The sequence below is a fragment of the Brevundimonas sp. genome (genome assembly GCF_003248455.1).
Lineage (GTDB): Bacteria > Pseudomonadota > Alphaproteobacteria > Caulobacterales > Caulobacteraceae > Brevundimonas.
In genome coordinates this window covers 58,965-79,436 of the sequence record NZ_QFNM01000005.1, presented here as the reverse complement: position 1 = coordinate 79,436, position 20,472 = coordinate 58,965, and the positions used below count along the sequence as shown (strand labels likewise).

The window sequence follows — 20,472 nt, the reverse complement described above, 5'->3', positions numbered from 1 at the left end:
GGCGGACGTAGCGCCTCCTCAAACCCGAACGGCCTGCGGAAGTCGCTCATGGCTCGGCCGACCAGTAGGACAGGTTGCCAGCGAAGGCCTCGTCCAGCCCACCCAGATGCCCTCGAATCTCGGCGGCGAAGGCGGCCAACTGCGCGATCTCCAGCTCGAGAACGGCCCCATCCATGACCGCCGTGTTCAGGGCGCGGGCGATCTGGTTGATGTTGACGCCTACGGCAAGGAACTGACGCCAGCCTTCGAGCTTCAACCTTGAAAACCGCATTACACCCCGCGCGCTTGTCGATTCCCGTATCGGTAGAGGCGCTCCATATGCGGGTCAATGACACATACGGCTCATGTTAAGATCAGATCGACAGCGGGCACTAAGAGAAGTTCAATGCAACTGACCGTCAACGACTGGCGGTATAAAATGACGCCGCGCGACTGTGACGTACGCGCGGCGTCGGTTTTCGGCTACGGAACCGGTCTTACTCGGCCGCGAACGAATAGGCGTCGTTGTCCGAACATGCGGCGTTCTCCGGCAAGGGCGCATTAACCGCCGCCGTGCGCAGCACCGGCGGCAGCCACCCCGTCCCCTCCACCAATCGTTCCGCCGCCTCGGCCATATCGGCCTTCTTCATCCCGGCGATCCGCCCGGCCTCCTCGGCGCCGACCGCCTCGGTCACCTCTTCCAGCACCCGCGCCTTGGACACCCGCGAGAAATATCCTTCAGCCGTGGCCGCCCACGTCCCGGTCATGTCCAGCCCGACCGCCGTCGCCAGCGTCTCGGTCTGGGCCAGTGCGCCGGGCCTGCGGGCGTGCGGATCGCGCACGGCGTAGAGGCCGACGCCCGCGCACACCGCCAGCAGGTCCAGCAGATCGGTCCCGCCCATGGGCGACAGCACCGCCCACAGGTCTTCGGGGTTTTCCGGAAGCCGGGCGCCCCATCGCTCAAGCCGGTCCGCCACGCGGCGACCGGCGGGGCTGGAGGGTGCGCAGGAAGCGGTTGGTCTCTAGGTAGCGGTAGTCGCGCGAGGGCGACCAGCCGACCAGTTCATAGCCCCGCATCAGGCTGCCGAACCTCTGGCGATAGGTGGAGCTGGACGGCATGTCCTCAAGCTCGTCGATGATCAGGCCTGACAGGCAGCCGCGCCGTTCCAACAGTTCCGTCAGCCGCTCCAGCATCTCGGCGTCGGTGTAGCGCCGGCAGCGTTCGGCGATGATGCGCTGGGCCGCCGCGAAGAAGTCCGGGTCGACGATGCCCTCGAAGGCCCCGTCCGCCCGCACCCACATGTCCGGCGTATTGGCCACGCGCTTCTTCTTCAGCTTAAAGGAGACGCGGTTGTAGACGTTGTTGCCGATGTATTTCTCGTTGGTGAGGATCTGGTGGACAACCCCGCGCGTCCACGGGCGGCCGAGGTCCGTCACCTGCCCCTCGCCGTTCAGGAGCGTGGCGATCTCGCGTTCGGAGCGGCGGTTGAGGACGAACATCCGATAGATGCGCCGGACCAGATCGATCTCCTCGGCCGGACCCGGCGTCAGGACCACCCGGTCGGTCTGCAGGCTCTTGTGCTCGCCGCGCAGCAGCGTCGCCTTGGGCCGTCGCTGTTCGTCGACGAGTTGCCGCCGCAGCCCGTAGCCGGCCGGCCCGCCTTGACGGTAGCCCAGACCGATCAGGCGGCACTGGCCAGTGAAGACCTTGACCGAGAGTTCGCGGCTGTACTCTCCGGCCATGGCCCGCTTCATGCTCTTGATGATCGTGGCGCTGAGGCTGCCATCGTTCTCGAACTGCTCGGCGCAGTAGTGGATGCTGATGCCGGCCTCGCGGCACAGGAACTCGTAGTAGGCGCTCTCGTCGGCATCCTGGAACCGACCCCAGCGGCTGACGTCGTAGACCAGCACCACCTTGAAGTCGGCCCGCCCGGCCTGCACGTCGGCTATCAACCGTTTCAGGGCGTCCCGACCGTCCAGGCGCAACCCGCTCTTGCCGTTGTCGGCATAGGTCTCGACGATCTCGAACCCCCGCTGGGCGGCATAGCGGGCGATGATCTCGGCCTGGTTTTCGGTCGAGTATTTCTGGTGCTCGGTCGACATCCGCACGTATTGGGCGGCGCGGATCGTCTGGGCCGGCCCGGGCTCTGCACTACTGTTTATTGCTTGGGTCATTCAGGGTCAGACGCCCTTCAGGGCGTCATGGGTCCTCGTCAGTTGGCTTTCCGGCCAAGCTACCGGCGGGGAGCCCTGAATGTCGTCTACGCAGAACGTCCGAAAACTTCGGTCAAATCACGGAAGAACTCTTCTTCCCCACACCTCCGCGCCCCCGGCCGACCGCTTTCCGGAGGCCGTCGCGGGCGCGCTGCGGCGCGAGTTCGGGGCGGTCCCGGGGGCCGTCAAGCAGGTGGTGCGGATCACGGGCGCGAACGAACGGGCGGTCCGAAACTGGTTCGAGGCCCGCAATGCGCCGAGCGGCGAAAATCTCGTCGCCTTGATGGGGCGATCCGACGAGGTGCTCGAGACCGTCCTGCATCTGGCGGGGCGTCAGGACTTGATCGCCACCCGCCGCTTGTCCGGAGCGCGCGACAAGCTGCGGGAGATGTTGGCGATGATCGACGACATCCAGACCGGATGAGCCGCAGGACCAGTCCGCAAACTCCGAAGGCCTACGGGTTCTCCCTTCGACGTCGTTCGGGTCCGATTCCTCCAAAAGAGGAGATGCGCCATGCCGACCCCGAACAGGCCCCTGCAACGGACGATCAAGAAGACCGAGTTGCGCCAGATGGTGCCCTTGGCGGACAGCACCATTTGGGAGATGGAGCGAAAGGGCGAGTTCCCGCGCCGGTTCCTGCTCACGCCCCGATGCGTGGTCTGGGACTTGGGCGAGGTCGAAGCTTGGCTGGCCTTGCGGCGCGAGCGTCCCATCATGCCGGCCAAGGGACCGGACGTGCATCTTCGACGCTCGCGCCCCGTGGGGCGCGGCCGACCCGAGCGACGCCCCTTCTAGCCTGCAGCGTTCACCCGTTCGGCGAGGTCGGCGCAACTCGCCATCAGCGCCTCGAACGTCGGAGCGTCGCGCTCCAGAAGGCCGTCTTCGAGCATGCGCCTGTAGTCGTCCGCCAACGCGGTCTGGACGGCCGCTTCGGGCACGAGGCGAGGTGCCCGCCAACCGCGCGGTGATAGTCGATCGCCGCGCCGTTCGCCGTCTCGCGAAAGAAGAGGGATTTGTGCCGAGCGACCGCGTCCGCCATCGCCCGGTCGGCTGCCGCGAGATCGGCCACCCCTGCGGCGTCCAGCCTCGCGAGATCGTACCAGTGGCGGGAAAATCGCTCGCCTCTCATCCGGCCCTGTTCGCAGTAGACGTGAGCGGCCGTGGCCTTCTCCCAGAAGGTCCGCTCAGCCTTCATCACGCGGGGCCGCGCGGTCGGGAAGACGAGGTCGGGCAAGACCGCTGCAGCGTCGCAGACCACGTCTCGCGCCTCGGCAGGCTCTCCCGTGGCGCGAGCGCCGAACTCCAGGAGCACCGAGGGCGGCGCATAGCCCGTGCCCTGGGTAAGCGGTCCGTAAGCGACGGTCAGCTTGTCGCCGTCCTCGACCAAATCGGCTTCCAATCCCTCGCTCGCCAGCGCGGCCTCGACAAAGGGGGACACCGTATCGGACACCCAAGACGGCAGGCACTCCCGCACGACCCGGCTCCACCGCCTCGCCTCGGCTATGGCCGCCGGCAGGCCATCGCCGTGCGGATCCGCAAGGTCCGGCGCGAGGGTGCGGATGTCGTAGGTGAGGTCGAGGTCTTCGGAGAAGCGGTCGATCAGGCCGTAGGCTTTCGCGAGCGACGTTCCGCCCTTGAAGACCAGGTGCTCCCCAAAGGGCGCACGGAACAGAACGTCGAGAAGCCAGACGACCCAGACATCCTTCTCAAGCAGATGCACAGGCCGTCCCGTCGCCGCCGCGGCGACTTGGAGCGCCTCGCGGCGGTCCGCGGCATCGAGCTCGAGAAAGACGTCAGCCATGCGCCGCCAGGCTCACCGAGCGGGCGAGCCAGGTCGGCAGGCGTGCGCCCACCTCGACCAGTTCCTCGAACGCGCTCCGAGGCAAGTGGCGGCGCAACGCCTTGAGGGCGCTTCCCGCCTGCTCCGGGCCCAGCCACGCCAAGGCGCGGACCGCCTCGCCCGCAGCGCTGTGGGGCAGGACGAGTTGCCAAGGCGGAGCGTGCCGCAGTTCAACCGATTGCTTGCCGAGTTGCAGCCGGCGGCTTCGGCCACTGGTCAGATAGACCTGGCGAATGGGCGTCTGAGTGGTGAGTCCCAGCTGATTGGCTGCGGCCGCGCCGCTGCGCACGACGGTTTCGCCGCCTTGCGCCGAGAGCCGCTCGACGAGGGCTTCTATGGTCGGGGGGCGCTCGCCATAGCGGCCTTGGACGGGCAGGACATAGAGCCCCCGCCCTGCCCGCAAGAGGCGTCCGCGCTTGACGAGCCGTGACAGCGCTTGATCCACGGCGGCGCGCTCGCCCAGGTGCAGCAGCCCCTTAGCGGCCAAGGGCTGGCCTTCCGGCAAGGTCGCGGCATGCGCGAGGATGTGTTCGGCGAGGGTCTGCATCGGTTTGTTCCTGTCAGAAATATAGTTCATTTTCTGACACCTTCAAGTTAACGCCGAGAAGGCCGGGCTGAAGCGTGGAGCGCCCGTGTCCGGCGGCGCCAGGACAGGCGAGAACGAACGCCCCTGCTCCCACGCCTCGACGGCGTCCGACCACTGCTGCGCCATGTGACGGCGCTGCATCTCGAACTCCGCCTTGTTGTAGACCCCGCGCGACGAGCGCTCCTCGTGGGCGAGGCATTTCTCGATCCAATCCGAGTTGAAGCCCATCTCGTGCAGCAGGGTTGAAGCCGTCCGCCGCAGGTCATGGACGGTGAAGGGCTCCAGCGGCAGTCCCTGCGCCTTGGCGCGGTCCGCTATGGCGGTCGTCACCCGGTTGAACGTCGCCCGCGACATGGGCGCATCGGCGTCGTAACGCGACGGCAGGAGGTATTTCGAATTCCCGGCGCAGGTCTTCAGGGCGATCAGGATGTCCACCATCTGAGTCGAGAGGTAGACGTTGTGGGGTCGCGACCGCTTCATGCGCGCCTTGGGAATGGACCAGACGGCGTTCTCAAAATCCACCTCGTCCCAGGTCCCGTCCTGAAGCTCGCTCTTGCGCACCCTGCTGAGCAGGATGAACTTCAGGCCGAGCCGGATGGTCGGCAAGGTGGCGACGTCGCCCAGCAAGCTGAGCGTGATCCGGATCTCGCTGGGCGAAAGACTACGATCCCGGGGCTTGAAGGTGGCGATGGACGCGGGGCCGACGCCGTCCGCCGGATTGTCGATCTTCTCGCCGTGCAAGATGGCCCAGCCGTAGATTTGCTTGACGATGTCCCGCACGTGGATGGCAGTCGCGGGCGCCCCGCGATCAACGATCGACTTGCAATGCGCCCTGAGATCGTCGGGCGTGATCTCGCTGAGCAGCCGGGTCCGCCATTGCGGCAGGACTTCCCGATTGAAGATCGACCGGCGCATATTTCGGGTGCTGTCCGCCATGGGTGCGGTGTCCATCCAGCGCTGCGCGACATGCTCGAAGCTGTGAGCCTCCTTCAGGCGACGTTTGGCCCGCTGCTTCTCCAGCGCCGGCGAGACGCCGTCCGCGATCGTCCGCTTGATCTCGAACAGACGTTCACGGGCCTGGGCGAGGCTCAACCCGCCGCGTCCGTAACGTCCAAGCGTGAGCGTCTCGCGCCGGCCGTTGAAGCGGTAGTCGTACCGGAACGAGATCGCCCCGCCGGGCGAGACATAGGCGTACAAGCCGTCCCTGTCGGTACTCTTGTAAGCTTTTGATTTTGGCTTCAAATTCTTGAGTGCGGCATCAGTAAGCACGGTAAAATCCCCTCACGCTGGAGCGAGCTGAAATTGGGCGCTTTCGAGCAGGTATTTCCCTTATATTTCCGCATCTTGGTTGGAAAAAATACCGTCAGCAGGTCACCACGAACCTGACGGTATGGGCCCTGGGCCGGGCGGGCAACGGCGAGCGATACCGTCTCGGCATCACAAAAGCGAGACCCTCCGAAAGGCTTCGAAGGGTCTCGTCAGAATTCACATTTTAGTCAGTGGCTTATCCGCGATTTCGGAAGCGATATCGAAAGCTCCCGAAAGGCCTGAATTATTCCCACTCGATCGTGCCGGGCGGTTTGGAGGTCACGTCGTAGACGACGCGGTTCACGCCGCGCACCTCATTGATGATGCGGGTTGCGGTCTTGGCGAGGACATCCCAGGGGAATTGGTAGAAGTCGGCCGTCATGCCGTCGGTGGAGGAGACCGCGCGCAGGGCCAGCACCTTTTCGTAGGTGCGCGCGTCGCCCATGACGCCGACGGTCTTGACCGGCAGCAACACGGCGAAAGCCTGCCAGATATCGTCGTAGAGGCCGGCCTTGCGGATTTCGTCCAGATAGATGGCGTCGGCGTCTTGAAGCGTGGCGACGGCGTCCGGCGTGATTTCGCCGGGAATACGGATGGCCAGGCCCGGTCCGGGGAAGGGGTGGCGGCCGACGAAGGCGTCGGTCAGGCCCAGTTCGCGGCCAAGCGCACGAACCTCGTCCTTGAACAGTTCGCGCAGGGGCTCGACCAGCTTCAGCTTCATATAGTCGGGCAGGCCGCCGACGTTGTGGTGGCTCTTGATGACGTGGGCCTTGCCGCTAGACGAGGAGACGCTCTCGATCACGTCGGGATAGAGGGTGCCTTGGGCCAGGAATTCCGCGCCCTCGATCTTGGCGGATTCGCGGTCGAACACCTCGATGAACAGCCGGCCGATGGTTTTGCGCTTGGTCTCCGGGTCGGAAATCCCGGCCAGTTCGCCCAGGAATTCCTTCGACGCATCCACATGCACCAGCGGGATGTTGTAATGTTCGCGGAACAGGGTCGTGACCTGGGTCGCCTCGTCCTTGCGCAACAGGCCGGTGTCGACGAAGACGCAGGTCAGCTGGTCGCCGATGGCCTCATGGATGAGCACGGCGGCGACTGAACTGTCGACGCCGCCTGACAGGCCGCAGATCACCTTGGCGTCGCCGACCTGTTCGCGGATCTGGGCGATCTTCTCGTCGCGATAGGCGGCCATGGTCCAGTCGCCCTTCAGCCCCGCGATGCCATGGGTGAAGTTCTTCAACATCTGATGGCCGCGCGGGGTGTGCATCACTTCGGGGTGGAACTGCACCCCATAGAAGCGGCGGGTCTCGTCGGCGATCACCGCATAGGGCGAGCCCTCCGACGAGGCGACCACGTCGAAGCCCTCGGGGATGGCGACGATCTTGTCGCCGTGGCTCATCCAGACCTCTTCGTTCTCGCCGACGGGGGCCAGGTCGGCCAGCAGGGGCGAGGCCTTCTGAACGGTGATCTCGGCGCGGCCGAACTCGCGGGTGTGGCCGCCCTCGACCTTGCCGCCCAGTTGCTCGCACATCGTCATCTCGCCGTAGCAGATGCCCAGCACCGGCACGCCGGCCTCGAACACGGCCTGGGGCGCGCGGGGGCTGCCTTCCTCGTGCACGCTCTCGGGGCCGCCCGACAGGATGATGGCCGCCGGCGTCATCGCCGCCAGGGCGGCCTCGGCCTTCTGAAACGGATGGATCTCGCAATAGACGCTGGCCTCGCGCAGACGGCGCGCGATCAGCTGCGTCACCTGGCTGCCGAAATCGACGATGAGGACCTTTTGGTGGTCTTGCAGAGTGGTCATGAGCTGGTCGAATCCGGGGAGAGGTGCGCGGGGTCTTGGCCCCGTGGGGCCGCAATTTCAAGATCGGGCGTCGCAACGGCCGCCAGGCCGCCGGCCTCCAGTACGGCGATCAGACGATCCAAGGCGGCGGCCAGGTTACGGTCCACGTGAGGCAGGGTGGAGGTCCAGTCCTCCAGCGCCTTCAGCTCGGCCCGGCCGTCCGAGACGCCGCGCAGGGCGACCAGCGGAACGCCGAAGGTCTGGGCCGACCGGACCAAAGCCCAGGTCTCCATATCCACCATATCCGCGTCGATGGCGTCATAGGCACCGCCCGAAACGACGTTCGCCCCGGTCGACAGACGCGCGGTCGGCACGCCCGGAATGGGGCACGGCAGGGGCATCACGGCGGGTTGGTCCAGCAGCGGCGTCATCCCCTTGGGGAAGCCCAGCACGCTGGCGTCCATGTCGCGATAGGCTACCGACGACGCCTGATAGACCGCCGCATGTTCCAATTCGCGCGATCCGCACGAGCCCAGGGACACGATCAGGTCGGGCAGGTCGTTCTCGGCGCTCAGCCGCGCCAGGGCGACGGTCAGGGCGACCGCCGCCTCCACCGGGCCGACGCCGGTCATCAGCGGCTGGATGCGGGCCTGAAGATGGCCCCCGTATTCGGCGGGCGCGGCCATGACATGGAGGATCGAAATCCCGCCGCGCCGATCCAGCCTCACGCCGCGCGCTCGTAGATCGCGGCGAAGAAGCCGTCGGTAGCGGTCGAGGCGGGCGACAGGCGAAGGCGGGGCCCCCGCCCCATTAGTGCAAGCCGGGCGCGGGCCGCCTCGGTCAGTTGCGGCGCGGCCAGGACGTCGCCGATCGGCACGGGCCGAAACTCCGGGTGCGCCGCCTCGAAGGCGTCGACGCTGGTCTCGTTCTCGCGCGCCAGCATCGAACAGGTGACATAAACCAGGCGGCCGCCCGGCTTCACCAGCTTGGTCGCCTGGCCCAGAATGCGGACCTGCAATCCATGCAGTTTCTCCGCCTCCTCGGCCGTCAGGCGCCAGGCGTCCTCGGGACGGCGGCGCCAGGTGCCCGAACCCGAACAGGGCGCATCGACGAAGACCAGATCGGCCTGGCCGTTCAGGGCCTCCAGCCCGCGGCCGTTCTGGCCGATCAAGACCAGGTCGGCCTCGACGCCCGCGCGTTGCAGGCGGGGACGGATGTTCTCCAGCCGCTTGTTCACGACATCGGACGCGACCAGCTTGCCCTGGCGCTTCATCGCCTGGGCCAGACCCAGGGTCTTGCCGCCGCCTCCGGCGCAATAGTCCACCACCGTCGTGCCGGGTTGCGCCCCGGCCAGCCAGCAGACGACCTGACTGCCTTCGTCCTGGATTTCGAACCGGCCGGCCTTGAAGCCTTCCAGCGCCTGGATGTTGGGCGGCGGTTCCGACGGCACGCGCAGGCCGACGGCCGACCAGGGCGTGCGCGAAACGTCTAGACCGGCGGCCTTCAGCTCGGCCTCGACCTCATCGACCGTGGCGGCCGCATCATTGACGCGCAGGTCGATCGGCGCGCGCGGCGCCATCAGGGCGTGGACTTCCTCGGCCCAGCGGTCGCCGAAGGTCGCCTTGAAATCCTCGACCACGAACTCGGGCAGACCGGCGGCGACCCAGCCCGGCAGTTCCCCCTGCCCCGCCGTAATGCGGCTGCGCTCCTGTTTCGACAGCGGGCGCGGACCATAGCCGTCACCCGAATGCAGCGCCTCGATCTCTTCCAGCGACAGGCCGTCGATGGCGTGCAGCGAACCGATGACCAGGGCCCGACCGTCTTCACGTCCGCCCATGATCCACGACAGGCGGCCGCGCGCGCGCAGCACCTTGTAGACGCGGTCGGCGATGGCGCGGCGATCCTTGGAGCCGGCGTAACGGTTGGCGGTCCCCCAGGCTTTCAGGACAGCCTCGGCCGGTTGGCGGCCCTGAGCGATGGAGTCCAGGACAGAGGCGGCGGCGGCGAGGCGGGCGGCTGGGGTCAATCTAGGCTTTCAGAAGAAACAGGGACGCCAGGACCATGATCAGTCCCGCAAGCGAGACCACCCAGACCAGCGACCGGACATAGGGAACGCCAAAGGCGTAAAGCGGAACATAGGCGACGCGCGCCCAGAAATAGAGGGCCGTCCCCCACAGGGTCAGGCGGCCGTCCGCGCCGACTGAATGGGCGATGAGCACCGCGCCTATGAACAGCGGCAGGGTCTCGTAGAGATTGGCCTGGGCGCGTTCGAGGCGCCCGGTCAACGGCCGGGTCGAAACGCGCGTTTGGTCGCGCGCCCCCGCATTCCACCTCAGGCCAAACTCGGCCGTTCGCGCCCCGGCGGGCAGAAAGACCTGCACCAGCGCCAGGATCAGCGTCAGGGACAGATAGGTCAGTTCGGTCGTCATGGCCTGATCCTTCGATGCGTCATCCTAGGCCTTGTGCCTAGGATCCAGAAACACAGCCGCCTGACGCCTGGGACCAGCCGTCGAACACCGGGAGTCTGGATCCTCGCCACAGGGGCGAGGATGACGGGAAAACGAAACTACCCCTGCCGATAATTCGGCGCCTCGCGCGTGATCATGACGTCATGGACATGGCTCTCGCGCAGGCCAGCGCCGGTGATGCGAACGAAGCGGGCGCGTTCCTGGAATTCCGGGATGGTTCCGGCCCCGACATAGCCCATCGATGCGCGAAGGCCGCCGACCAGCTGGTGTAGAACCGGGCTGATCGGCCCCTTGTACGGCGTCTGGCCTTCGATGCCCTCGGGCACCAGCTTTTCGGACGAAACCTCCTTCTGGAAGTAGCGGTCGGCCGATCCGCGCGCCATCGCCCCGACCGACCCCATGCCGCGATACGACTTGTAGCTGCGGCCCTGGTACAGGAAGACCTCGCCGGGGCTTTCGTCGGTGCCCGCGAACATAGAGCCCATCATGGCCACGTTCGCTCCGGCCGCGATGGCCTTGGCCAGGTCGCCCGAATATTTGATGCCGCCGTCGGCGATGACCGAAACGCCAGTGTCCCGCGCGGCCCGCGCTGCGTCCATCACGGCCGTCAGTTGCGGCACGCCCACGCCCGCGACGATCCGGGTGGTGCAGATGCTGCCCGGACCGATGCCGACCTTGACCGCATCGGCGCCCGCGTCGATCAGGGCGCGGGTGGCGTCATAGGTGGCGACATTGCCGGCGATGACCTGCAGGCGGTTGCTTTCGCGCTTGATCCGCTCGACCACGGCCGCGACCGAGGCCGAATGGCCGTGGGCGGTGTCGATCACCACCACGTCCACGCCCGCATCCGCCAGGGCCATGGCCCGTTCATAGCCCGCGTCGCCGACGGTGGAGGCGGCGCCGACCAGCAGCCGGCCCTGCTCGTCCTTGGCCGCATGGGGGAAGGCCTGGGCCTTCTCGATGTCCTTCATGGTGATCAGGCCGACGGCGCGGTAATCCTCGTCCACCACGATGACCCGCTCGATCTTGCGGGTGCGCAGCAGTTCGCGGGCCTCGTCGCGCCCGGCGCCCTCGCGCACCGTGATCAGTTCGCCGGTAGTCATCAGCGAGGCGGCGGTGACGTTCGGATCGCTCTCGAAGCGCATGTCGCGGTGGGTCAGCATTCCGACCAGCTTGCCTGTCGCCGGATCCACGACCGGGAAGCCGGTGATCTTCTTGCGCGCCACGATCTCGCGCACCTCGCCCAGCGTCGTCTGCGGGCCGACCGTCACCGGATTGACCACCATCCCGCTTTCATAGCGTTTGACGGCGCGGACCTCGTCGGCCTGCTCCTCGATGGTCATGTTCCGGTCATGGCGGACGACAGCAGCGGGATGTTCAGTTTGATGTCGCGCGTCAGCTGGGTCGAGACATCGACCATCGCCGGCATGAACTCGGACGGGCCGGGTTCGAGCAAAACATCGTCGAAGGTCAGTCCTTCGCGTATCTCCATAGGGAGTCTCCGTTTTGCGGGCCGCGTATACCGGGATGCGGGGGTGCGGGGCAAGGGCCGCGCCTATCGCGCCGATAGAATTTATTGCTTTGCAACCGTCGCGGCCGTTTCCCATTCTCCGTTCATGGTCGGCGTCATCCTCAGCACCGCGCGCAAACTGGCGTTGAAGATCGCCAGCTACGGCGTCATGCATCTGGTCGTCGCCATCCTGACGGCATTCGCCATCACCCGCGATTGGCGCGTCGCCCTGGCGGTGGGCGTGGTCGAGCCGATCTTCCAGACCATCGCCTATTCGATCCACGACCGAGTCTGGCACCGGATCGAACGTCGCCGCAGGGCGTCCGGGCTGGAGGAGGCGACCGAGGCGGTCGCAGCGCGCCTTGACGTCATGTCGCCCGAAGAGCAGGCCCGGGTTCACGACCACGCCGGTCATTCGCACGCGCTCCCCCGCTCCTTGCGGCAGATCGCACTGAAGACCGTCACCTATGGCGCGATGCATTTTACCGTCGCTGTATCGGTCGCTTTCGCTCTGACCCACGACATCCGCACGGCCCTGGCCATCGGCATAGTCGAGCCGGTGGTGCAAACGGTCTTTTTCACCCTGCACGACCGCATTTGGTTGCGTATCGAGGACCGCAGGGCGCGCGCCGCTATCGCGCCGGCCTGAGCTTCATCGCTTGTTCAGCGCCACCAGAAAGACCTCGGCGCTGTCCTTCCGGCTCGACGCCGGCTTGACGTATTTCACCGTCTCGAACTCTTCTCGCAGCCGCGCCAGCACCCCGCCGGCGTCCCCTCCCTGGAAGTTCTTGGACACGAAATTCCCGCCCGGCCTCAGCGTCCGGATGGCGAAGTCGGCGGCGATCTCGATCAGGGCGATGATCTTCAGGTGGTCGGTCTGGCGGTGGCCCACCGTGTTGTGCGCCATGTCCGACAGCACCAGGTCGGGCCGTCCGCCGATGGCGTCGATCAGCTGCTGGTCCACGCCCGGATGGGTGAAGTCCGCCTGAAGCAGGGTCGCGCCGGGAATCGGTTCGATCATCAACAGGTCCACGCCAGCAACCGCGCCGGCGCCGCGATCCAGCGCGACCTGTATCCAGCCGCCCGGCGCCGCGCCCAGGTCGATGACCTTGCTCCCACGCTTGATCAGGCGGAACTTGTCGTCGATCTCGATCAACTTGAAGGCGGCGCGCGAGCGCCAGCCCTCGGCCCGAGCCTTTTCGGACCATTTGTCGGACAGCTGGCGCTTGATCCACTGCTGGCTGCACATCGACTTGGTGTCCGCCGTCTTCATCTTCGCGCCCATGCCGCGCCCGGCGGCGGTCCCGCCGGTGGGGGGGCGCACCATGCGGCGGCGTTCTCCGTTCGGCTGATTCTGGGGCTTTTCGTCCTCGCTCATCGTTCCCACATAGCCCCGACCGGCGTTGCGGGCTATGTCCCGCCTCAAATCAACCCGAGAGGACGACCGAAATGGCCGACACCCTGACCTTCACCCTGGACACCGGCGACGGCGAAGCCCGCGACGTGGTCATCAAGCTGCGCCCCGACCTGGCCCCCGGCCACGTCGAACGCATCACCGAATTGGCCCAGGAAGGCTTTTACGACGGCGTCGTCTTCCACCGCGTCATCCCCGGCTTCATGGCTCAGGGCGGCGATCCCACCGGCACCGGGACTTCCGGTTCCAACAAGCCCAACCTGAAGCAGGAGTTCTCGGCCGAGCCGCACGTGCGCGGCGTCTGCTCCATGGCCCGCACCTCGGACCCGAACAGCGCCAATTCGCAGTTCTTCATCGTCTTCGACGACGCCACCTTCCTGGATCGCCAGTATACCGTGTGGGGCCAGGTCGAATCCGGCATGGAACACGTGGACGCCCTGCCCAAGGGGGAGCCGCCGCGCAACCCCGGCAAGATCGTCAAGGCGACCGTCAACTAGGATCACAATCTTGACGTTTTCCGACGATGGCTGGCAGTTGCGGAGCGGGACCATCGTCGGGGGACGGCAGGCGTGCGTATTCTTCAGGTCATCGAGCCGTCGGGCGGCGGTTCGGGACGCCATGTCGTCGACCTGTCCGAGGCGCTGATCGACGCCGGCCATCAGGTCGCCTTGGTCTATTCGCCGCTTCGCGCCGAACCCCGTTTCGAGACCGAGGCGGCGGCCTTGCCCCTGGCCGCTCTGGAACGTCTGCCGCTTCGCCGCGAGATCGGCCTGTGGGATTTCGCCGCGCTTCGGGCGTTGAACAAGCTGATCGCCCGCCTGGGGCCTTTCGAAATCCTGCACGGCCACAGCGCCAAGGCCGGCGCCCTTGCGCGGCTGGCCCATGCGCCGGGCGCCGCGCGGGTCTACACGCCCCACGCCCTGGCGATGATGGGCGCCGCCGGACTTGCGAAGACCGCGGCCGGCGTGGTGGAATTCGGTCTGGCGCGGGCGCGGACCGATGCGGTCGTCGCCGTCTCGACTGAGGAAGCCGCCGTAGCCCGTCGCTGGGGCTTGCCGAAAGATCGGCTGCATATCGTGCCGAACGGTCTGGCCCGCGCCCCGCACCGCGATCGGGCCGTCGCGCGTCAGCTCATGGACGTCCCCGACAGCGCCCTGATCGTGGGCTTCGTCGGCCGGCTGAGCCCGCAGAAGGACCCGATGCGGTTCGCCCGGGCCGTTCGGCTGGCGCGACAGGGCGATCCCCGCGTCCTGGGCGTCGTGATCGGGGGCGGACCGCTGGCGGCGGCGGTTGCTGAAACCGGCGGCGAGGCGGTGCGGTCGATCGGAGAGGCGGACGCCCGTCGCCTGATGGCCGGTTTCGACCTCTTCGTGATGACCAGCCGTTACGAGGCGGACGCCTACGCCCTTATCGAAGCGGCGGCCCTGGGCCTGCCCATCGTGACGACCGACGTCGGGGGCACGGACCGGCTGCTGGCGTCCGGCGCACGCCTCGACCGCGTGGCGGCGGATGTCGCGCCCGAACGGCTGGCCGAGGCGATGCTGGCGGCGCTGCGTCGTCCGCCACGGCTCGGCGCGCCGCCCGCGACGCCGTCGGCGGCGGAGATGGCGGCCCAGACCCTAGAGGTCTATCGCCAGGCCTTTCGGAGGCGTCGACCGGATGGTTGAGCCGATCCTGATCAACGGCCGCTTCCTGACCCGGCCCCTCAGCGGCGTGCAACGCTACGCCCATGAGATCGTCCGCGCGCTGAGCCGCCTGCCCGACGCCGAGCGACGCTATGTGCTGGCCGTTCCGAGGGGCGCCGCCCTGCCCGCCACCCTCATTCCGGTCCGTGTGCTGCCCGGCGTCGGCGGTCATCTGTGGGAACAGACGCACCTGGCCCGCGCGGCGAGAGGCGGTCGCCTCCTGTCGCTGTGCGGAGCCGGGCCGGTCGGTCATTCGCGGCAGTTGGCGGTCATCCATGACGCCGCCGTCTTTCGGCATCCCGAACTTTTTTGGCCAGCCTACGGCGTGGGCCATCGGCTCCTGGGTCGGCGACTGGCCAGACGCGCGCGCCTGGCCACGGTCTCGCGCTTCTCGCAGGGAGAACTGGCGAAGGCGCTGAACCTGCCGCCCGAAGTCATCGCCGTGGCCCCGAACGGCGCCGAACATGTGCACGACGTTGTTCCCGACGCGGCCGTCCTGACCGAATTGGACCTGTCGCGGCGTCCGTATTTCGTGGCCGTCGGCAATCAGACGCCGAACAAGAACCTCGCCGTGGCCGTCCGCGCCCTGGCCCGAATTACCGACCCGGACCTCAGGCTGGTGGTGGTCGGAGCCCGCCTGGGCCAGGTTGCTAAAACGGCGAGCCTGGCCGACGACCCGCGCGTCCTTCTCGCCGGCCGCCGCACCGACGCCGAGGTCGCCGCCCTGTTGCGGCACGCCGGGAGCCTGATTTTTCCCAGCCTGTACGAAGGATTCGGCCTTCCGCCTCTCGAGGCCATGGCCCAGGGCTGCCCCGTGATCGCCTCCGACATCGCAGCGACGCGCGAGGTGTGCTGCGACGCCGCCCTCTATTTCGACCCGACCGACGACGCGGCCCTGGCGGACCGAATGCGGAGAGTCATGGCCGGCGCCGATCCGGCGCGGCGCGCGGCGGGGATTCAGCGCGCCGCCGAATATCGCTGGTCGCGGTCGGCCAGGATTCTCGACGACCTGTTGGCCAGTATCTGATCGTAGATATCCAGATGGGCCGCCATCACGCCGGCCTGGGTCCAGGCCGGCCGCTGGGGCGCGGCGAACCGCCACCGTTCCGGGTCCGCTATCGCCGCCTGCATCGCCTGCGCCAAAGCCGCGTCGTCGCCCGGTTCGATCAGAGCTGCGGTGCCCGCGCCCCGGGACGCATCCGGCAGGCCGCCGATGCGCGAAGCGATCAAGCCTCGGCCATGCTGAACCGCCTCCGCAACCGCGCGGCCGAACGGCTCCACCCACGAGGCGGGCGCAACCAGCACATCCGCCGTCGGCCAGAAGTCGCCGGGCGCAACCTGGCCCAGCCAGACGATGCGCGGATCGGGGAACGCCGCCTGGAGACGCGCGACATAGGCCGGATCGCCGCGCCCCGCGATCCTGAGCCGCCAGTCCCCGGCCAGACGGACGGTCGCCCGCAGCAGGGTTTCGATCCCCTTTTCCGGCTCGATCCGGCCGATAAAACCGAACGTCAGCGCCGGCTCCTGCGACATAGGCGGCCGTGGCCGCTGCCGCGTCGGCGCAGAGGCGTTTCCTACGATCGACGCCGCGCTGTCGCGGAAATAGCCCGAGCGGCGATGCGCTTCCAGCAACGGCTGGCTCAGGCCGATCACATGCTCCACCACCTGCGACCGCGCCCGCTTGCCGGCCGTCAGCAGAACGCAGGCGGCGCACCGACGCAGGCACCGGCGCCCCTGGCGAAACATCGACGCCCGCGCGCACATCATCGACCAGTCGCGCAGCGTCTGGACCAGCGGCAGGTCGCGCCGCCGCGCCGCCCGATAGACCGAAAGGGAAAAGCCGGTCGTCAGATGCAGGTGGATCAGATCGGGCCTGACCTGCGCCACCACCCGATCCGCCATGTGGTCCATCAGCGGATTGGCCGTCTCCAGCCCGTGCCAGACGGCGCGTTGCAAGGCCGAGCGCCGCCGGCCGTCGTAGGGCCAATAGAGGTTCCTCAACGGCAGCCGATGGACGACAACGCCGTTCGCCGCCCGCTCGACGGGGGCTGCGCCCCCCGTCAGGGTCAAGACCGTCGTCGCGACCCCGGCCCCAGCCAACCCCTCGGCCAGTTGCGCCACGCTGCGTTCCGCCCCTCCGACATCGGCCGGGGGATAGAGGGTGTTGACGATCAGCACCCTCATGGCGGCGTCGGCCTGCGCCAGGCCAAGGTCGCGATCAGGCAGGACAGGAAGACGAACCCGGCGCCCTGGGCCAGATCCTCGCTGCCCATCGCCACGAGCAGATAGACCGAAAGCGGCGTGAAAACGTCCATCCGCGCGGCCGATATAAGATGCAGGACAAGCAGGACCGTCGCCGCCGCCAGCCCCGCGGTCCGGGCCGTGAACAGATAGCCGTTGTGGCTGACAGACTGGGCGCGATGAGCCCCCATGTCCTGGGCGGTGGTCCAGCCTTCGCCCAGGGGCTGATCCGCAATCAGCGCAAGGGTGCGCCGCCAGGTCTCCATCCGTCCCGCCAGATTGTCCGCCGCGGCCGCCCAGTCGAAACGCGCGGCCAGGCGCTCGATATCGGATTCGCCGCCGATCTGGAGCATCAGGACGCCGGCGACGACGACGCAAAGCGCCAACAGGGCGCCGGGCGTGTCGAACCGCTCACGCCATCGCCAGCCCACCACGATCCGCGCCAGCCAGGCCAGGCCTGCCGCCATCAGGCCGGCGCGGGACAGGGTTCCGACAAAGCCCAGCAGGGCCAGGCCGACGCCGGTCCAGGTCGTGACACGCCGAGACCATCGTCCCCGCGCCAGGGCGACGCCGGCCGGAACCGCCAGGCCGATCATGGCCATGGCGGCGTTCGGATGTTCGGCCAGGGTCGTGATCCGCACCTGGGCCGCGACCGTCGTGACCATGGCGCGCGGCGAGGCCAGCCCCGCCGCCTGCAAGGCCTCGCGCCCGATCAACACGGACAGGGCGGAAGTCGCCAGATGGACGGCCGATCCGAACAGGACGGCTGCGAAGAACAGACGCCTGGCCCTTTCGTCGCGCGCCAGCAAGTCGCCGACAGACGCCGCGACCAGGCTCGCGGCGATCCAGCGAAACCAGAAGACGGCGTCCCCAGCGTCGAAATCCGCGCCTGCGCGCGACTGTTGCGCCAGCAGACTTGCCGTGAGGAAAAAGGCCGCCGCCGCGCCGACAAGGCGAAACGCTGCTCTCGTCCGCCGCCATTCCACGACGATCATCGGCACGGCGATCGCCAGGGCCAGATCGCCCAGGCGCGGACCGCTGAGGCGTCCCGGCGTCAGGAACAGCGGCAGGGTCACGCCCAGCCCCAGCAACACGACCGCCGACCGGCCATAGAGACGGCCGAGATGCAGCCCGCGCCGCCCGCCGCGCGGCCTCGCCGTCACGACGTCGGACAAGGCTCGACCTCGGGGCTGAACCGCGCCCCGTCCATAACGCCGGCGACCAGCACCCCGGCCTGGCGCCACCGCCCCTTCAAGGCCAGGCCGACCGCCATCCGCAATCGCGACAGGGCATAACGCGCCGCTGGTCCCTTCCCCTCGTGACGCCGTTTGGCCAGGATGACGTTGCGGGTCAGATAGCGATGCAGCCGCTCGCGTCCCGGATCCGTCTCGGTCTCGATGCTCAGACGGCCGGGCGTCGCGCGGACATGCACGACACGGCTGGCGGCGACCAGATGCCCCGGCGCCTGCCGCGAAAGCCGCAGCGTATACTCCGTATCGTCGCCCCAGACGAACATCGGCGCCAGCGGCAGGCCGTGCCGCGCCACCGCCGACCGACTGACCATCAGGGAGACGAAGGTCGCCTGGCGCACCGGGATCAGCCCCCGGTCTAGCCGCTCCCCCCAGTCGGGATAGCCCAGGACGTTCTCGCGCCGGTCGATCTCGGGCGTATTGGTCAGATGGCCGTCCGGCGAACGGACGCTGGAGCACAGAAAGGCGGACGTCACGCCCTCCGACGCCAGCCCGTCTTCGGCCGCTAGCAGGGTCTGCAACGCATCGAGCGCGGCCAGCACGTCGTCGTCCATCAGCCACAGCCGTTCAGCGCCAGCCTGGACGGCGGCGCGGATCCCGGCGTTGAAGCCGCCTGCGCCCCCGGTGTTGGTCGCCATTCGCACCACTGTCGCCCGTCCCGCCCAGGCGTCGGCAAGCATGTCTGCGGTGCCGTCGTCGCTGGCGTTGTCGACCACGATCAGGCCGTCGCACGGCCGCGTCTGGGCCATCAGATGGGCCAGGCACTGTTCCAGCAGGGCGCGCCGGTTCCACGTGACGACCACGGCGAAGACGACGGGCGCCCTCATGCCGCGAACCGCGGCTCGGCCGGCGTCGGCCTTTCCGCGACCACGGCGCCGGTGAAGCCTGCGCCGACGACCAATCCATCACATCGCCGCGACATGGCGGCTCCGTGGCGGAAACAGCGAAACCCAACGCCCTCTCAGGCTGACGAGGCAGATCAGGACGACGGCCGCCTCGCCGACGATCCGCGCCCAGGCCATGCCCACGGCCCCGAACCTGGGGGCCAGCATCCAGGCCGCGCAAAGGGTCGCGGCGCATCCCGCGCCCGTCATCAGGGCGAACCGGCCGTCCATGCGCAGCGACGTCATCAGATGCAGTCCCAGAACCTGGCTGACCGCCACGAGAGGCAGGATGGCGGCCAGCAGGCGCAAGACCCCCTTGGCGTCCGCGAAGGCCGGGCCGAACAGGGCGCGCACCATGGTCGGCGCCCCGATCGCCATGACCGCAGCGACCGCGACAGCCGCGACGAAGGCGCTCGCCAGCGTCCAGCGGGCGGTGCGGAAGGCGGCGGCCGGGTCATGAACCAGAAGTCCGGCGATTCTCGGCGCGATCACGCCAGCCAGCGGCCGCATCGACGAGCCGGCCGCGGCGACCAGCCGATCCGCAGCGCCGTACAGCGCGGCCTGCGCCGGTCCCGCCAGGGCGGCGACCGTCAGCACCGCCGCCCCTGTATAGGCGACGATCACCGCGCGGCTGACCAACAGGGGCGCCCCCTGCTTCAAGGCGCCGACCTGAGATGTCTGGGACGGCCACTGGACCCGCTGATTTCGGCCAAGCAGGATCACGCCTGCGAACACGCCGGCCCAGACGCCCGCCGCCTGCCACCCCAGGACCCCGGCTACCTCCAGCCCTGGCGAAGCCACGATCGCGACCGCCGCCGCCAGCACGAGGCCGACTTCCAGCATCGCCAGCGGGGCCGGTCGTCCGATCCCCTGAAAATACCATAGCAGGCCCGCGCCCTGCCCCAGGCCCAGCAGTATCGCCATCGCCGTGACCGTCGTCTGGCCCTGCAGAACGGGTGTGATGACCGACAGGCCCAGCCCCACCGCGATGGCGGGCAGGGCCAACAAGGCCCGCGAGGTCGCCGCCAGGCCGACGACGGCGGACCTGGCCGAGACGTTCGCTGCGATGTCGCGCGGCCCGGAAACCGACAGACCGTAATCCGCGACCACAGAGACGGCCACCGCCAGCGAAAGGCCGGCCGCATAGGCGCCGAAGCCGTCGACCCCCAGCCGGCGCGTCAGAACAGGATAGAGCACCAGGGGCGCGGCGTAGCGGGCGGCATGGGCCGCGTACAGCCAGCCGACGGCGGCCACGCCCGGCGCAGACAGCAATCGCCGCCGATCATCCCCCACTCGCCGCCCCCGC

21 protein-coding genes and 1 pseudogene are annotated in these 20,472 nt (G+C 68.2%); 6 read left to right on the top strand and 16 right to left on the bottom strand.

Annotated elements, in window-relative coordinates:
• Positions 1–46 precede the first annotated feature (46 nt).
• From mobC to DI624_RS03105, 3 genes are all read right to left on the bottom strand, one after another.
• Positions 47–271: a plasmid mobilization relaxosome protein MobC gene (mobC, locus tag DI624_RS03115; RefSeq protein ID WP_291535939.1), complete on the bottom strand. Its 225-nt coding sequence runs from the start codon at positions 269–271 to the stop codon at positions 47–49.
• 205 nt (positions 272–476) lie between these two features.
• A complete protein-coding gene (locus tag DI624_RS03110) occupies positions 477–956 on the bottom strand; it encodes a hypothetical protein (RefSeq protein ID WP_291535937.1) in 480 nt (159 codons plus the stop codon).
• A complete protein-coding gene (locus DI624_RS03105; RefSeq protein WP_291535936.1) occupies positions 940–2,154 on the bottom strand; it encodes a recombinase family protein in 1,215 nt (404 codons plus the stop codon). Before DI624_RS03105 ends, DI624_RS03110 begins: the two co-directional genes overlap by 17 nt.
• A gap of 79 nt (positions 2,155–2,233) precedes the next feature.
• On the opposite strand from DI624_RS03105, the gene DI624_RS03100 reads away from it, so the two are divergent.
• Positions 2,234–2,617: a hypothetical protein gene (locus tag DI624_RS03100; protein ID WP_291535935.1), complete on the top strand. Its 384-nt coding sequence runs from the start codon at positions 2,234–2,236 to the stop codon at positions 2,615–2,617.
• Positions 2,618–2,707: 90 nt separating this feature from the next.
• Entirely contained in the window at positions 2,708–2,989 is a 282-nt protein-coding gene (locus tag DI624_RS03095) for an AlpA family transcriptional regulator (protein ID WP_291535934.1), read from the top strand.
• 43 nt (positions 2,990–3,032) lie between these two features.
• Here DI624_RS03095 and DI624_RS03090 read toward each other — a convergent pair whose 3' ends face one another.
• The 8 genes and pseudogenes from DI624_RS03090 to guaB all read right to left on the bottom strand — a co-directional run bounded on the left by DI624_RS03090 (position 3,033) and on the right by guaB (position 11,638).
• A complete protein-coding gene (locus DI624_RS03090; RefSeq protein ID WP_291535933.1) occupies positions 3,033–3,995 on the bottom strand; it encodes a nucleotidyl transferase AbiEii/AbiGii toxin family protein in 963 nt (320 codons plus the stop codon).
• Positions 3,988–4,581, bottom strand: coding sequence for a DUF6088 family protein (locus DI624_RS03085; protein WP_314187356.1), 594 nt, complete (start codon positions 4,579–4,581; stop codon positions 3,988–3,990). Before DI624_RS03085 ends, DI624_RS03090 begins: the two co-directional genes overlap by 8 nt.
• Positions 4,582–4,623: 42 nt before the next feature.
• Entirely contained in the window at positions 4,624–5,889 is a 1,266-nt protein-coding gene (locus tag DI624_RS03080; protein WP_291535931.1) for a tyrosine-type recombinase/integrase, read from the bottom strand.
• Positions 5,890–6,172: 283 nt separating this feature from the next.
• Entirely contained in the window at positions 6,173–7,735 is a 1,563-nt protein-coding gene (gene guaA, locus DI624_RS03075; RefSeq protein ID WP_291535930.1) for a glutamine-hydrolyzing GMP synthase, read from the bottom strand.
• On the bottom strand, positions 7,732–8,442 hold the full coding sequence (locus tag DI624_RS03070) for a 5'-methylthioadenosine/S-adenosylhomocysteine nucleosidase (protein ID WP_291535929.1): 711 nt from the start codon (positions 8,440–8,442) through the stop codon (positions 7,732–7,734). The genes guaA and DI624_RS03070 overlap by 4 nt, the downstream gene beginning before the upstream one ends.
• A complete protein-coding gene (locus tag DI624_RS03065; protein ID WP_291535928.1) occupies positions 8,439–9,740 on the bottom strand; it encodes an RsmB/NOP family class I SAM-dependent RNA methyltransferase in 1,302 nt (433 codons plus the stop codon). The genes DI624_RS03070 and DI624_RS03065 overlap by 4 nt, the downstream gene beginning before the upstream one ends.
• A gap of 1 nt (position 9,741) precedes the next feature.
• Positions 9,742–10,143 (bottom strand): MAPEG family protein, encoded by a 402-nt coding sequence (locus DI624_RS03060; RefSeq protein ID WP_291535927.1) that lies wholly within the window; start codon positions 10,141–10,143, stop codon positions 9,742–9,744.
• 137 nt (positions 10,144–10,280) lie between these two features.
• Positions 10,281–11,638 (bottom strand): annotated as a pseudogene (gene guaB, locus DI624_RS03055) (IMP dehydrogenase).
• Here guaB and DI624_RS03050 point away from each other — a divergent pair.
• A complete protein-coding gene (locus DI624_RS03050) occupies positions 11,535–12,341 on the top strand; it encodes a DUF2061 domain-containing protein (RefSeq protein WP_291535926.1) in 807 nt (268 codons plus the stop codon). The pseudogene guaB and the gene DI624_RS03050 sit on opposite strands and share 104 nt — an antisense overlap.
• 3 nt (positions 12,342–12,344) lie before the next feature.
• Here the strand turns inward: DI624_RS03050 and DI624_RS03045 are convergent, their stop codons facing one another.
• Positions 12,345–13,070 (bottom strand): RlmE family RNA methyltransferase, encoded by a 726-nt coding sequence (locus DI624_RS03045; protein ID WP_291535925.1) that lies wholly within the window; start codon positions 13,068–13,070, stop codon positions 12,345–12,347.
• Between the two features lie 71 nt (positions 13,071–13,141).
• On the opposite strand from DI624_RS03045, the gene DI624_RS03040 reads away from it, so the two are divergent.
• The 3 genes from DI624_RS03040 to DI624_RS03030 all read left to right on the top strand — a co-directional run bounded on the left by DI624_RS03040 (position 13,142) and on the right by DI624_RS03030 (position 15,818).
• The gene (locus DI624_RS03040; RefSeq protein ID WP_291535924.1) at positions 13,142–13,603 is read left to right on the top strand and encodes a peptidylprolyl isomerase; all 462 of its coding nucleotides are present in this window, start codon (positions 13,142–13,144) and stop codon (positions 13,601–13,603) included.
• Positions 13,604–13,675: 72 nt separating this feature from the next.
• Positions 13,676–14,773, top strand: a complete 1,098-nt coding sequence (locus DI624_RS03035) for a glycosyltransferase (RefSeq protein ID WP_291535923.1) — start codon at positions 13,676–13,678, stop codon at positions 14,771–14,773.
• The gene (locus DI624_RS03030; RefSeq protein WP_291535921.1) at positions 14,766–15,818 is read left to right on the top strand and encodes a glycosyltransferase family 1 protein; all 1,053 of its coding nucleotides are present in this window, start codon (positions 14,766–14,768) and stop codon (positions 15,816–15,818) included. The genes DI624_RS03035 and DI624_RS03030 overlap by 8 nt, the downstream gene beginning before the upstream one ends.
• Here DI624_RS03030 and DI624_RS03025 read toward each other — a convergent pair.
• The 4 genes from DI624_RS03025 to DI624_RS03010 form a co-directional block, all read right to left on the bottom strand.
• On the bottom strand, positions 15,749–16,975 hold the full coding sequence (locus DI624_RS03025) for a glycosyltransferase (RefSeq protein ID WP_291535920.1): 1,227 nt from the start codon (positions 16,973–16,975) through the stop codon (positions 15,749–15,751). The genes DI624_RS03030 and DI624_RS03025 overlap by 70 nt on opposite strands.
• Positions 16,972–18,207 carry an O-antigen ligase gene (locus tag DI624_RS03020; RefSeq protein ID WP_291535919.1) on the bottom strand — a complete coding sequence of 412 codons (1,236 nt, stop codon included), beginning with the start codon at positions 18,205–18,207 and terminating at the stop codon, positions 16,972–16,974. The genes DI624_RS03025 and DI624_RS03020 overlap by 4 nt, the downstream gene beginning before the upstream one ends.
• Positions 18,192–19,109: a glycosyltransferase family 2 protein gene (locus DI624_RS03015; RefSeq protein ID WP_291535918.1), complete on the bottom strand. Its 918-nt coding sequence runs from the start codon at positions 19,107–19,109 to the stop codon at positions 18,192–18,194. The genes DI624_RS03020 and DI624_RS03015 overlap by 16 nt, the downstream gene beginning before the upstream one ends.
• A 78-nt stretch (positions 19,110–19,187) precedes the next feature.
• On the bottom strand, positions 19,188–20,438 hold the full coding sequence (locus DI624_RS03010; protein WP_291535917.1) for an oligosaccharide flippase family protein: 1,251 nt from the start codon (positions 20,436–20,438) through the stop codon (positions 19,188–19,190).
• Positions 20,439–20,472: the final 34 nt, after the last annotated feature.